Origin of the sequence: Reichenbachiella faecimaris, assembly GCF_900176375.1 — a bacterium.
Taxonomy (GTDB): Bacteria; Bacteroidota; Bacteroidia; order Cytophagales; family Cyclobacteriaceae; genus Reichenbachiella; species Reichenbachiella faecimaris.
In genome coordinates, this window is sequence record NZ_FWYF01000005.1 from 226,527 (window position 1) to 238,620 (window position 12,094).

The window sequence follows — 12,094 nt, forward strand, 5'->3', positions numbered from 1 at the left end:
GCCTAAAGGTCTGATAGATGATGTACGTGTTCGTCTATGAGGTCAATTCTTTGTGTAATTACCTCAATATATTTTCCTGCTTCCTTTTCAAGTGACTCAGTTTCTTTGATGTATTTACTACCTCCTTTTTTGCCGTAATTTTTTTCAACGTCATTGAACTTGTTGCACTCTTTGTGTAGAAAATCAAGGAAGCTTTTAGTCGTATATTTTTCTTCCACATGCTCGATATCATCCAATGTTGCTTTGGCTTCCTGATCACTACTCTCGTCGTACTTTGCCTTTACAGTTTGGTATAGTACCGTGTCGTAGTGATGAATTTTATTGAGTAACCTTACCATTTCAACCCTATAAGTTCTATTTTGGCAATACTCAGAAAGCCCTTCGTATTTCCCCAAATTAACGGCTTCTCCATCCCATTTAGATGTCAGTTCGTCTATTATTTCCGTGATGTTTTCTGATTCACTCTGAGCCATAATGACTGATGATATACTTAGCATGGTCAGGGTGAAAATTAGGAGACGTTTCATAGTTTGTAGTTAGTTCTGAAAATTAAACATAGTTCGAATATGCAAGAAATCAAAAATGTTTAATCGTTGACTTGAACATCCCAATAATATCATATAGGCCATTTGGGGTTTTATTTTCTGAGCGACAGTGTGGCAGATATTGGAATAATACAAGTTAATATATCTAAGTAAATATTTGCATAGTTCCTATCTTTCACGAATCCAATTTATTCGTAGAAGTTTTTGTTATGTTGGTCGAATATTGGTCATATATTGTCTATAATCTTTTTGAAATGTCATTAAAAAGATCATACTTGTATAGTCAATGGAAACCTAACTAATATTAGAAAATTGATATTCAGTTAGATTTTATTTGATCTATGAGGTTGGCTCACTATGAAAGGGTTTAGAAGCAAAATGAAGTTATGAGAATTTCAGCAGTCATTATTACGTTGCTGGTCATGTCTTTGAATATGACTGCAATAGCGCAGCAAGCCAGCTACAACGAGGCTGTGTCACTTCTTGAAAAGACAAAATACAACCAAAAAAGAGGAAATTTAGAAGGAGCAATTGGACATGCACTTTTAGGGCTAGATCAGGCCGAAACACTTGGGAATCAAGAATTGATCATTCAATTCAAAGAAGTTATTGGGGGAATATACCTTGCCAAGAAAGATTACAAAAATGCCGTCTCTTCTTACTTCGCTATAGTATTGGCTGCTGAGCGTCAAGATGATCAAGAAGGATTAGGTATGGGGAATTTGGCATTGGCCAATACTTTTTCAGATATGGGAGCCTACGACAAGGCCAGTGATTACTATCAAAGAACCATTGATAATTTTGAAACTTTAGGAAAAAAGAGAGAAAAAGCCAATGCTATTCAAGCCTTGGGCTATAATTATAGTAACTCTAATCAATTTAGCAAGTCAATTTTAACCTTTGAGTCTCTTTTGAAATTAGCCATTTCTGAAAGTTTATACTCGTATATCAGTTCGGCTCAAAAACAATTATTTCTTGATAATATCAAAACCAACAATGCAACAGAAGCAGCCAAGTATGGTCTATCTTATTATGAAAGAATAAAAGATAAAGGCAATAGCGCGACTCTTTCTGATGCTACAAGAAACTTGGCGCTTCAATTCATTAAAATTGGAGATAACAAGAACGCTTTGAAATTTGCCAATATCTCTGTCAACATAGATGGACAAAATACGATGTCGCTTGAAACTCTGGCCAAAGCGTATGCAGCGAATGAAAACTATAATAAAGCCATTGAAAATTTTGAAAAGGCGCTTGAGTCTAATGACAGAAAAAGAAATTCCGAAGGTATGGCTCGCAACTACAATCAGATGGCCGAATTGGCAATTGATCGGGGAGACTTAAGAGTGGCTAGCAATAATTTGGGAAAAGCGGAAGAAATTGGAATAGAACGAAACACAAGAATCACCTTGCTTGATACCTACAGAATGCTTGCCTTGGTCAATCAGGAGAAAGGAAATGAGGATCAGGAGGCAAAGTATAGATCCATGCACGAAGCTGTGAAACTGCAGATTGGAGATCCTGATAAAATTGTGTCTAAGCTTTCTCGAGCCAAAGAGAATTTAGCCGAAAGTTATGAGCAAGAGGCCAGAGCAACAATATCTACTGTAGAGAACAAGAAATTAGCTCAGGAAAGGGAGAAACTAAGAGCGCAACAAAAACTTAAAGACATTGAAATCATTGAACAGCAGGCAAGATTACAGGCTCAAGAGTTGCAGAAAAAGAAACTAGAGGCCGAGCGAGCTAAGCAAGAACTTCTAATTACTGAAAAGACTAATGAAGCAAGTACGAGAGAAGCCGAGCTTGAGAGGCTTCAATTGGATGCCGAATTGCAAAAACTGAGTGAAGAAGAACGAGATAAACGATTGGAGTTGATCGAAAAGGAGCGTGAAATCCTTAGGCAGCAAACTGAGCTTCAAGCTCAGAAAATTGAAAGTGACCGTCAGGCGCGCATGCTTTATTTTATGGCAATTGGAGCAACTGTAATCATTCTAGCCATTTTAATGGTGGCCTTTTATCGAACCTATAATAATAGCAAAACGATCAGAGAGCAAAATCAAAATCTAGCAGAACAGCAAAAAACAATTCTTAATAGAAACATACAACTAAAGAAAAGTTCGGAGGCCATGCTTGCCATGAACAACAAGTTGAAAAAGGCGCATGTCAACTTGAAAGTACTTCTTAAAAAGGAGCAAGCCACGAAAGAGCAATTGGAAAAAACCAATCTAGACTTAAAAAACACTCAAGTACATTTGGTTCAAGCTGAAAAAATGTCTTCCCTTGGCCTGTTGACAGCAGGTATTGCTCATGAAATAAATAATCCCATCAACTTCGTTTCAAGTGGGGTACAATCACTCACCAAAAATTTTGGTGAAATAGAAAGCTTTCTGGAAAATTATCAAAAAGTCTTGGCGTTAGACAATCTGGAGGAGATCAAAAAGTACGCAACAGTATTGCAAGAAGATGAAGATTTTTTGAACGAGCTTCAGGATTCTAGCAAGGAGTTACTTGAGGATGTGAGATATGGTATTTTGAGAATTACAGAAATTGTGAATGGTTTAAGAAGCTTCTCAAGACACGATGAGGCAGAGGTGAAAGAAACAGATCTCAACGAAAGTTTTGATTCAGCACTTTTGATTCTTAAAAACAAGTACAAAAACAAAACTGAAATCATCAAAGAAATGGATGAGACCTTACCACAAATTCAGTGCTTTCCAGGTCAATTGAATCAGGTCTTTGTTAATTTGATAAATAATGCGATTGATGCCATTGATGAAAATGGTGAGATAAAAATCAGAACAATCAATTTAGACGACTCGTCAATTGAAATAAGAATATCTGACAATGGAACAGGTATGCCAGAAGATGTTAAAGCCAAAATTTTTGACCCTTTCTTTACCACTAAGGAAATTGGAAAAGGCACGGGCTTAGGATTATCAATTTCTCATGGTATTATTGAGAAACATAGAGGAACTATCAGGGTAGAGAGTAAAATGGGTGTGGGAACCACTTTTATCATTAATCTACCCAAAAAGCTAGAATTAGACGATAAAATTTTAGAAGAACAAAACTTGAAATTAGGTTAGTATGGAATTAGTATTACAACGTCCGCAACGTAAAGAAAGCGTTAAAAAGTACAGTATACTGTATGTGGACGATGAGCCGGTAAATCTTAGAATTTTTCAGCATGCATTCAAACGAGACTACAACGTTTTTACAGCACTCAATGGCTTTGATGCCTTAGAAATTCTGAATGATAAAAAAGTTGATTTGATCATTACAGATCAGCAAATGCCTCGTATGTCTGGGGTAGATCTATTGGCTAAAATAGTTCCTAAACATCCAAGTATTGTTAGAATGATAATGACTGGTTTCAGTGATATTGGAGCTATCATCAGAGCTGTAAACGAGTTTGGCTTGGATAAGTATTTAGTTAAACCTTGGGACAGGGATCAACTAAAAGTAGAATTCGACAAAGCACTTGAAAAGAAACATTTAGAAAATAAATCTAAGGCTGGCAAAGAAGGATTGGATGCAGCAGATTTGGCCTTTTCTTTTTTGCCCAATGAAAGCGACCTCAAAAAAATATTCACAGATGGTTTTGTGATCTATGATAAGAATAAAGCCAATAAGCATGGCTATTGGTTTGGAAACTCTGGAGATAAGTCAATTGCTGCTTTTTACAATGGAGCTAATTGTCAAATGAACGCTATTGCACTCAATTCATATATTAATATGAGTTTGACAGAAATTGTCTATAAAGAAGGTTTGACAAAAAGTACAGATATTATCAAACAACTGGCTGAGAATATCAAGGCTCGCTTTGGAGCACATGGAGATATTGGTTCATTCGATATTGCAGTAGTAGTAGTAGATAAAAAATCTAATAGAGTATCTTATGCTGGCGCAAATCAAGATATATACTGTGCTCAGGGAGAGGGTGAACTCAAGTCTGTGAAAGGAGCAAGTGAAGCCATTGATTTGAATGATTTCGAAGGGAATATTGAGCAAAAGACCTTTGAGAAGGTGTCAACACTCTATATGGTTTCCAAAGATATGATCAATCAAATCATTCCATCTGATGATGCAAAAGTTGAAGGAAAAAATTTCCTTCAAGTGCTCAAGAGTCATTCAACAAAACCATTGGAGGAACAGTCAACTCAAATCGGAGAGAAGCTAAGCGGAGACAATACCAAGTGTATGCTGGCCTTGAAGCTCTCATAGTTTAGTAGTCTAGATTTACTCATCGACCTATTATTAGTAGATATTCGTCTAAAGCTTTGGTCTTGAAGATGATTATTTGTGTAATTTCACGAAGTCAATTTCCAAAACTTAGGAATTCGATTTTCTGTTGTTGAATCGTGAATGAATGCAAATAATATGACCGATGACCTATCAGTACATTAAAACTCTAATCATCTTATTAGTGGGTTGTGCCAGCGCTCAAGCACAGCACGCCTATGAAGAAGTGGGTGAGTCCATGGAGGCCTACATCAAGGAAAACCATCTTGAACAGGTTGAAAATATTGTTCACAAATTGGCTTATTCAAAAGAATTTCTAAATCAGTTTTTAGAAAAAGAAAGACACCTTCATGCAGAAGTAGAGGGATTGAAAAAAGGTGATATCAGCATAGGTGGTGATGTGGATATCTATGTTAAACATTTTACAGAGCATCAAAATTTTACTATGATTTTGGTGCCCATAAGTATCTACAGCTTAGCAGTTTATGATACCATTTTGTTCTCAGTCTTGGAAGTAAGTGATATTTGGCTCGAGAGAGAATTCCCTTATGATAATTTCAAAAATGATTCTATCAAGTCAAGTTTACTTTCAATTAAAAACCATGCGCTTTTAGCCGAACATATTTATGATCAGGCACTAAGTGAATCCAATACAACCATGGGTGAGGTGCAGCTGGAATTGGATGAAACATTTATTTCTACCAATACGATCCATGAAAATGTAGGAAAAATGACCCATAGAGAAAAGAATGAATTTAAGAGTCATTGGGGGCTGCTGAAAAAAGCATTCACACATAATGTAGACCTCAATGTGGAAATGAATGTCTATGTCTTTGGATTTGATGATCTGGAAGTGAAGTGCAAAAACGTGCGTGGGATTTCGAGTTTTAGGGTCACTCCTGGTAATATTTTCAGAAGGCATCATTTTGTCGAAGAATAAACCACTAGCTAGGAACTTTTCAATTGGTATTTTGTTTCAATCGATATGAAAGTTAGTTTATATCTTATTGCGATTTTATATCTCGCTCAGGGATGTGTTGGGACAGATACCATTGATGATCTGGTTCCAGAGAAAATAGAAATTACTAATCCATTAATAAGCCTCAAGGTAGGGGAGTCTTATAATCTGATGTACAGGTACCTAAACAATGTGGCAGAACCAGAAACAAAAGAAGTGAGGTGGGAAACCAACAATGCATCAGTATTGACCATAAATGAGCATGGGGAGCTTACAGCTCTGGATTATGGACAAGCCGAAATTTCAGTGATCCTAGAAGAAAACAATCAAGTAATGGAAGGAATTACTGTTGTAGCCTCAGACCAAACCGTTCTACTGGTTTCAGGAGGTAAATTTGGTACGATTGCTTCTACGAGTAGTTACGAGCTAAAAGGTGATTTTGAAATGAGCAATATAGACGGAGGCGTTGAAATTTCAATTGCCGACAATTATGTTGCCTCTGAAGCATTGCCTGGTTTGTATGTCTATCTATCAAATAACCCGACGACAGTCAGTGGAGCTCTTGAAATTGGAGAAGTAAAGGTTTTTTTAGGAACGCATTCCTACAATGTAACAGCAGATGATCTTACCGTAGACACTTACGCTTATCTCTTGTATTTTTGTAAGCCATTCAATGTAAAAGTTGGTCATGGCGAAATCCTAGACTAATCTTTTTATGAAGTTTTTGAATGTGTTATTGACATGCGCTTTGGTAGGTATATTTGCAAATTCTGTATTGGCAGGAGGCGGTTGGGTTCATGCCAAAGGAAAGGGCTACTTTAAGCTCAGCCAATGGTGGGTGATTGCTGATAAGCATTATACGGATACAGGTGAGACAGATCCCAATGTAACTATGGGAACGTTCAATACCAGTTTCTATGGAGAATATGGAATCACGGATCGCCTAAACGGTCAAATCTACTTCCCTTTCTTTAGCCGATCTTTTCACAATGAAGTAGTTTCTGGAACCACAGGATCCGTGAATATACCTGGGCGAGCAGTCAACTCCATTGGTGATACCAACATAGGACTGAAATATGGATTGATCGTAGGCAAACCTGTGGTGCTAAGTGCTCACCTTTGGCTTGGGCTTCCCTTAGGCAAAAGTGACTTTGACGCCAATGATACGAATACCGTGCCACTGCTTACTGGAGATGGTGAATTCAATCAGATTATAGGGTTAACAGCCAGTACATCCAAGTCTTTTGGCAATGTCAATGCTTTTACGAGTTTAGGCGCTGAATTCAATAACAGAACCAATGGGTTTTCTGATGAGACTCGGGTCAATTTCGAAGTAGGTGCTGTCATAAAGGAAAAGTTGATATTGGTGTACAAATTACGTTGGCTCAATTCCTTGCAAAATGGAGATTCAAATGTCGAGAATGGCGCCAGTATATTTTCAAACAATGCCGAGTATGTAGGCTATACTTATGAGGTAGCTTATAATATCACGAATAAAATTGGAGCTACAATTAATTATGGAGCAGTATATTCAGCCAAATTGATTTTTGCTAACCCTTCTTATGAAGTAGGTGTATATTTTAATTTATAATCATGGAAAAGTCAGACAAGGAATGGAAAAAAAGTCTTTCAGAAGAACAATACTACATTCTCAGGCAGAAAGGAACTGAAAGACCATTTACTGGCCAGTACAATGACCACAAAGAAGAAGGCAGGTATCTTTGTGCAGGTTGCCAGCAGGAGCTTTTCGAATCAGATGCTAAGTTTGATTCAGGCTGTGGGTGGCCAAGTTTTGACCAATCAATTGATAAAACTGCAGTAAAGGAATCTTTCGACAAATCTCATGGGATGATGCGTACAGAAATTACCTGCTCAAGCTGTGGTGGACACTTGGGACATGTATTCAATGATGGCCCCACAGAAACAGGTCAACGATATTGTATCAATTCTGTAGCCCTGAATTTCACCAAAAAATAGGCACCTACTAAGAATTCCATCTTTCATTAATTATTTTCGCCACTCACAAGCGAGCTACTATGAAAGACGTCATTGTAATAGGAGGAGGGATTGTTGGATTGGCAACTGCTTGGCAAATCAAACAGCAATCTCCAGATCTTACCCTTACTATACTAGAAAAAGAAGACGGTCCAGCACGGCACCAGACTGGAAACAACAGTGGTGTCATTCACTCCGGACTATATTATAAACCTGGCAGTCTCAAGGCCACCAATTGTATCAAAGGGTATGATTTGATGCTGGATTTTTGCAGAAAAGAAGAGGTTGATTTTGATCTCTGTGGAAAAGTGGTGGTGGCCACAGATGATCATGAAATCCCGTATTTGGAAACTTTGTTTGCAAGAGGAGAGCAAAATGGATTGACCAATATGAAATGGTTGACGCCTGAAGAAATAAAAGAGCACGAACCTTATGTGTCTGGAGTCAAAGGTATTTATGTGCCACAAACTGGAATTATAGATTACAAGGAGGTATGCAAGAAGCTAGAAAGCAAACTGCTCGAAGCAGGTGTAGCGATCTTCTACAATGAAAAAGTGACCAGAGTCAATCATCAGGGTTCGGCTAGTGAGGTAATAACTACCAACAACGAATACAAGGGCAAATTGATTGTAAACTGTGCAGGTCTATACTCGGACAAAGTATCAAAAATGACCCCACTAAAGCCAGATCTTAAAATTGTTCCGTTTCGAGGAGAATATTATCAACTCAAAGAATCAAGCAAGCATCTGGTCAAGAACTTAATATACCCAGTACCTGATCCTAATTTTCCATTCTTAGGTGTTCACTTTACCAGAATGATCAATGGTGGAGTAGAGGCAGGTCCAAATGCGGTATTGGCCTTTGCTCGTGAGGGCTATACCAAATCAGATATAAATATTCCCGAGCTATTCGAAACACTGACCTGGCCAGGCTTTCAGAAAGTAGCCATGAAATATTGGAAAACAGGATTTGGTGAGATGTACAGATCTTTTTCAAAAGCGGCATTTACAAAGGCATTACAAAAACTGATTCCAGATATTAGAGCATCTGATTTGGAAACTGGAGGGGCAGGAGTTCGTGCACAAGCGTGTGATCGATCAGGTGGATTACTTGATGACTTTCATATCCTGGAGAATGATCATTTTGTGAATGTGTGCAATGCGCCATCACCAGCTGCTACGTCGTCATTGGCGATAGGCGAAGAGATTGCCAGTAGAGTAATAAAAAGATTCTGAAATTGTTAATAACTGCAGCGTTTGATTACCAAAACGTTAAATAATTAGCAGTTGCATAATTTTTTTAATTAAAAATTATGAATTCATAAACTAATCTAAGAAACTTGCGTTGAAGAATTCAAAATTCAGACATTGAAAACAAAAAGTACCATAAACACAATTCAAAACGCGATGATGGCATGTTGTTGCTGTTGTGCACCTAATTGGTGTTTATGGGAAAGTTATAATTTATAGAAATATCATACGATAAAAATATAAAAAGGGCCTTTCTCAAATCGAGTAAGGCCTTTTTCGTTATAAAACTCAGTATCTACAATGGTAATCAGTCAAGAATCAGAAATTATTGAAAGTGTATTAGCTCTCGGAAATCACATCGGCCATACGCCTCTGTATGAGCTACAGCACATTTCGCCAAAGAAGTCGGTACGCATATTTGCCAAGCTGGAATGGATGCAGTTTGGAGGAAGCGTAAAGGCAAGGCCAGCTTATAACATTATCAAGCAGGCGGTATTAAATGGCGAGTTAGGCAACGGAAAAATACTCTTAGATGCGTCTAGTGGCAACACGGCTATTGCTTATGCCACCATTGGTGCAAGACTAGGTATCCCTGTTACTATTTGTTTGCCAGAGAATGCTTCATGGGAACGTAAAATGCTTTTGAAAGGACTTGGCGTATCAATTGTGTATACCTCCAAATTTGGATCAACAGACGAAGCGCAAGAGAAGGCTTTGGAGCTTTATCAAAATGAACCAGACAAATATTTTCTGGCAGATCAATATGGCAACGAAAATAATTGGAAGGCACACTACGATACTACGAGTGAAGAAATCATATCTAAGGTGAATGGAAGTTTGACCCACTTTGTTACAGGCCTGGGAACGACAGGATCTTTTACTGGAATAAGTAAAAGATTGAAAGAAGTGAATGAGGGAATTACCACCATTGCCCTTCAGCCAGATGGTGCTTTGCACGGATTAGAAGGATGGAAAGACATGGAAACGGCTAAGGTACCAGGCATTTATGATCCGTCATTGGCTGATCGATTTATGAATGTAGATACGTTTGATGCCTACGAAACACTGAAGCTAGCGGCAAAGAAAGAAGGTTTGATGATCAGTCCATCTGCTGCGGCTAACCTGAAGGGGGCTTTGCAACTGGCTGAAGAAATAGATGAGGGAGTTATTGTAACACTCTTTCCTGATAATGCAGAAAAGTATAGTGAAGTGATTAAGTCTTTGTTTTAAAATGAAGAAACAAATTCAAGTATCAGGAGACATTCTAGAAGAAATGCATCGTCATGCGTTGTCAGATTTTCCTAACGAATGCGTGGGATTTTTCTATGGGAAATCTGAAGGAGATATTAAAACAGTCACTGAGTATGGCCCGTTAGAAAACAGTAAAGAAGGAGATCAACGCAGACGTTTTGAAGTCAATCCATTGGATTATATGAAGGCGGAGAAATATGCGTTGTCCAATCAGTTGGAACTTTTAGGAATTTATCATTCTCATCCTTTGCATCCAGCTATCCCTTCAGAACACGACTTGAAGCAGGCAGTACCTTTTTTTTCGTACATTATTGCTTCAGTAAACGATACCAAAGTTGACAAGACCACGTCTTGGCAACTGAATGAAGAAAATCAATTTGAAGAAGAATTATTAAAGAGCAATTAATAGCATCATGGCAAATATTATTATACCTACACCACTAAGAAAATTCACTAACAATCAAGCTTCAGTAGAATCTAATGGGGCTACTGTTCAGCAATCAGTTGAGGACTTGGCTAAACAATTTCCAGATTTGAACAAACACATTTTTGATGCTGAGGGTAAGATTCGTCAGTTCATCAGAATCTATGTGGGAGACGAGGATATCAATGCCTTGGAAAATGAAAACACAAAGGTAGATGGTAGTTCAGTGATTAGCATCATACCTGCAATAGCAGGAGGCATCCAATAAAAAAAGGAACCATGTCAGAAGTAAATTTTTCAAAAGAAGAGCTCGAACGATATAGTCGTCATTTGATTATTCCAGAGTTCAATATAGAAGGTCAAAGAAGACTTAAAGAAGCCAAAGTACTCGTGGTTGGCACAGGTGGTTTGGGAAGCCCACTACTCCTATATCTAACAGCCGCTGGTGTGGGCAATATTGGCATCCTTGATTTTGACGTGGTAGATGATAGCAATTTGCAGCGTCAGGTGTTGTTTACAGTAGATGATGTAGGAAAACCAAAATCTGTGGCGGCAAAAGCTCGATTGGAAAAATTGAATCCACATGTGAATTTCACTGTTCACAACACGATGCTGACCTCTGAGAATGCATTGGATATAGTGAAGGACTACGACGTAGTAGCTGATGGTACAGACAATTTCCCGACAAGGTATCTGGTAAATGATGCCTGTGTAATTCTTGATAAAGTAAATGTATACGCGTCCATTTTTAGATTTGAAGGACAGGTTTCGGTATTTAACTATAAAAATCAAGAGGGAGAATATGGACCACATTATCGTGACCTATTTCCTACACCACCACCTCCAGGGTTAGTACCTAGTTGTGCTGAAGGAGGGGTAATTGGTGTGCTTCCTGGAATCATTGGATCCTTGCAGGCCAATGAAGTACTCAAGGTGGTAAGTGGAGTTGGAGACCCATTGGCTGGTAGATTGTTTTTGTTTGACGCTTTGTCTTTCGAGACTCGTGTGATGAAAATTCACAAAAACAAAAATACTCCTGCTGTAACTGAATTAATAGATTATGAAATATTCTGTGGATTAGGCGAAAAGGAAGAGGAGCAAGTAGTCAATGAGATTACAGTAGATGAATTGAGTCAATGGAAGGCCACTAAGAAAGATTTTCAACTCATTGATGTACGTGAAGCCTATGAATATGAAATCGCTAATCTAGAAGGAGAGCTGATTTCTTTAGGGGAAATAGCGGATCATGTAAATGACATTCGTTCTGATGTAGATGTGGTTGTGCATTGCCGAAGTGGCAAACGAAGTGCAGACGCGATCGTTCAATTGGAAAAGCTGGGTTTTAAAAACCTATACAATCTAAAAGGTGGAATTCTAGCCTGGGCAGATGAGTTAGACCCTGAAATGGCAAAATACTAAGATATTCCTG

Annotated in this window: 12 protein-coding genes; 11 read left to right on the top strand and 1 reads right to left on the bottom strand. The window is 38.1% G+C overall.

The window, feature by feature from the left end:
* Positions 1-2: 2 nt before the first annotated feature.
* Complete coding sequence (locus B9A58_RS19830) at positions 3-527, bottom strand: hypothetical protein (protein WP_139793995.1); 525 nt, start codon at positions 525-527, stop codon at positions 3-5.
* A gap of 404 nt (positions 528-931) precedes the next feature.
* Here B9A58_RS19830 and B9A58_RS19835 point away from each other — a divergent pair, with 404 nt between their 5' ends.
* The 11 genes from B9A58_RS19835 (at position 932) to moeB (ending at position 12,084) form a co-directional block, all read left to right on the top strand.
* Positions 932-3,631 carry an ATP-binding protein gene (locus B9A58_RS19835; protein WP_084374695.1) on the top strand — a complete coding sequence of 900 codons (2,700 nt, stop codon included), beginning with the start codon at positions 932-934 and terminating at the stop codon, positions 3,629-3,631.
* A gap of 1 nt (position 3,632) precedes the next feature.
* Positions 3,633-4,769, top strand: a complete 1,137-nt coding sequence (locus B9A58_RS19840) for a response regulator (RefSeq protein ID WP_084374697.1) — start codon at positions 3,633-3,635, stop codon at positions 4,767-4,769.
* A gap of 163 nt (positions 4,770-4,932) precedes the next feature.
* A complete protein-coding gene (locus B9A58_RS19845) occupies positions 4,933-5,727 on the top strand; it encodes a BAR domain-containing protein (RefSeq protein WP_084374699.1) in 795 nt (264 codons plus the stop codon).
* 45 nt (positions 5,728-5,772) lie between these two features.
* The gene (locus B9A58_RS19850) at positions 5,773-6,453 is read left to right on the top strand and encodes an Ig-like domain-containing protein (protein WP_084374700.1); all 681 of its coding nucleotides are present in this window, start codon (positions 5,773-5,775) and stop codon (positions 6,451-6,453) included.
* A gap of 7 nt (positions 6,454-6,460) precedes the next feature.
* Positions 6,461-7,336: a hypothetical protein gene (locus tag B9A58_RS19855; RefSeq protein ID WP_084374702.1), complete on the top strand. Its 876-nt coding sequence runs from the start codon at positions 6,461-6,463 to the stop codon at positions 7,334-7,336.
* A 2-nt stretch (positions 7,337-7,338) separates the two neighbouring features.
* Entirely contained in the window at positions 7,339-7,722 is a 384-nt protein-coding gene (gene msrB / locus B9A58_RS19860; RefSeq protein ID WP_084374704.1) for a peptide-methionine (R)-S-oxide reductase MsrB, read from the top strand.
* A gap of 59 nt (positions 7,723-7,781) precedes the next feature.
* Positions 7,782-8,975, top strand: a complete 1,194-nt coding sequence (gene lhgO / locus B9A58_RS19865) for an L-2-hydroxyglutarate oxidase (RefSeq protein WP_084374706.1) — start codon at positions 7,782-7,784, stop codon at positions 8,973-8,975.
* Positions 8,976-9,290: 315 nt separating this feature from the next.
* A complete protein-coding gene (locus B9A58_RS19870) occupies positions 9,291-10,220 on the top strand; it encodes a PLP-dependent cysteine synthase family protein (protein ID WP_084374707.1) in 930 nt (309 codons plus the stop codon).
* A 1-nt stretch (position 10,221) separates the two neighbouring features.
* Positions 10,222-10,647, top strand: coding sequence for a M67 family metallopeptidase (locus B9A58_RS19875; protein ID WP_084374709.1), 426 nt, complete (start codon positions 10,222-10,224; stop codon positions 10,645-10,647).
* A gap of 7 nt (positions 10,648-10,654) precedes the next feature.
* Positions 10,655-10,933, top strand: coding sequence for a MoaD/ThiS family protein (locus B9A58_RS19880; protein ID WP_084374711.1), 279 nt, complete (start codon positions 10,655-10,657; stop codon positions 10,931-10,933).
* 11 nt (positions 10,934-10,944) lie between these two features.
* Positions 10,945-12,084: a molybdopterin-synthase adenylyltransferase MoeB gene (moeB, locus tag B9A58_RS19885; protein WP_084374712.1), complete on the top strand. Its 1,140-nt coding sequence runs from the start codon at positions 10,945-10,947 to the stop codon at positions 12,082-12,084.
* Positions 12,085-12,094 lie beyond the last annotated feature (10 nt).

Excerpts from the sequence above, each read along its gene's own strand:
- B9A58_RS19830 (WP_139793995.1), bottom strand. The coding sequence starts at position 527 with ATGAAACGTCTCCTAATTTTCACCCTGACCATGCTAAGTATATCATCA.
- B9A58_RS19835 (WP_084374695.1), top strand. The coding sequence starts at position 932 with ATGAGAATTTCAGCAGTCATTATTACGTTGCTGGTCATGTCTTTGAAT.
- B9A58_RS19840 (WP_084374697.1), top strand. The coding sequence starts at position 3,633 with ATGGAATTAGTATTACAACGTCCGCAACGTAAAGAAAGCGTTAAAAAG.
- B9A58_RS19845 (WP_084374699.1), top strand. The coding sequence starts at position 4,933 with ATGACCTATCAGTACATTAAAACTCTAATCATCTTATTAGTGGGTTGT.
- B9A58_RS19850 (WP_084374700.1), top strand. The coding sequence starts at position 5,773 with ATGAAAGTTAGTTTATATCTTATTGCGATTTTATATCTCGCTCAGGGA.
- B9A58_RS19855 (WP_084374702.1), top strand. The coding sequence starts at position 6,461 with ATGAAGTTTTTGAATGTGTTATTGACATGCGCTTTGGTAGGTATATTT.
- msrB (WP_084374704.1), top strand. The coding sequence starts at position 7,339 with ATGGAAAAGTCAGACAAGGAATGGAAAAAAAGTCTTTCAGAAGAACAA.
- lhgO (WP_084374706.1), top strand. The coding sequence starts at position 7,782 with ATGAAAGACGTCATTGTAATAGGAGGAGGGATTGTTGGATTGGCAACT.
- B9A58_RS19870 (WP_084374707.1), top strand. The coding sequence starts at position 9,291 with ATGGTAATCAGTCAAGAATCAGAAATTATTGAAAGTGTATTAGCTCTC.
- B9A58_RS19875 (WP_084374709.1), top strand. The coding sequence starts at position 10,222 with ATGAAGAAACAAATTCAAGTATCAGGAGACATTCTAGAAGAAATGCAT.
- B9A58_RS19880 (WP_084374711.1), top strand. The coding sequence starts at position 10,655 with ATGGCAAATATTATTATACCTACACCACTAAGAAAATTCACTAACAAT.
- moeB (WP_084374712.1), top strand. The coding sequence starts at position 10,945 with ATGTCAGAAGTAAATTTTTCAAAAGAAGAGCTCGAACGATATAGTCGT.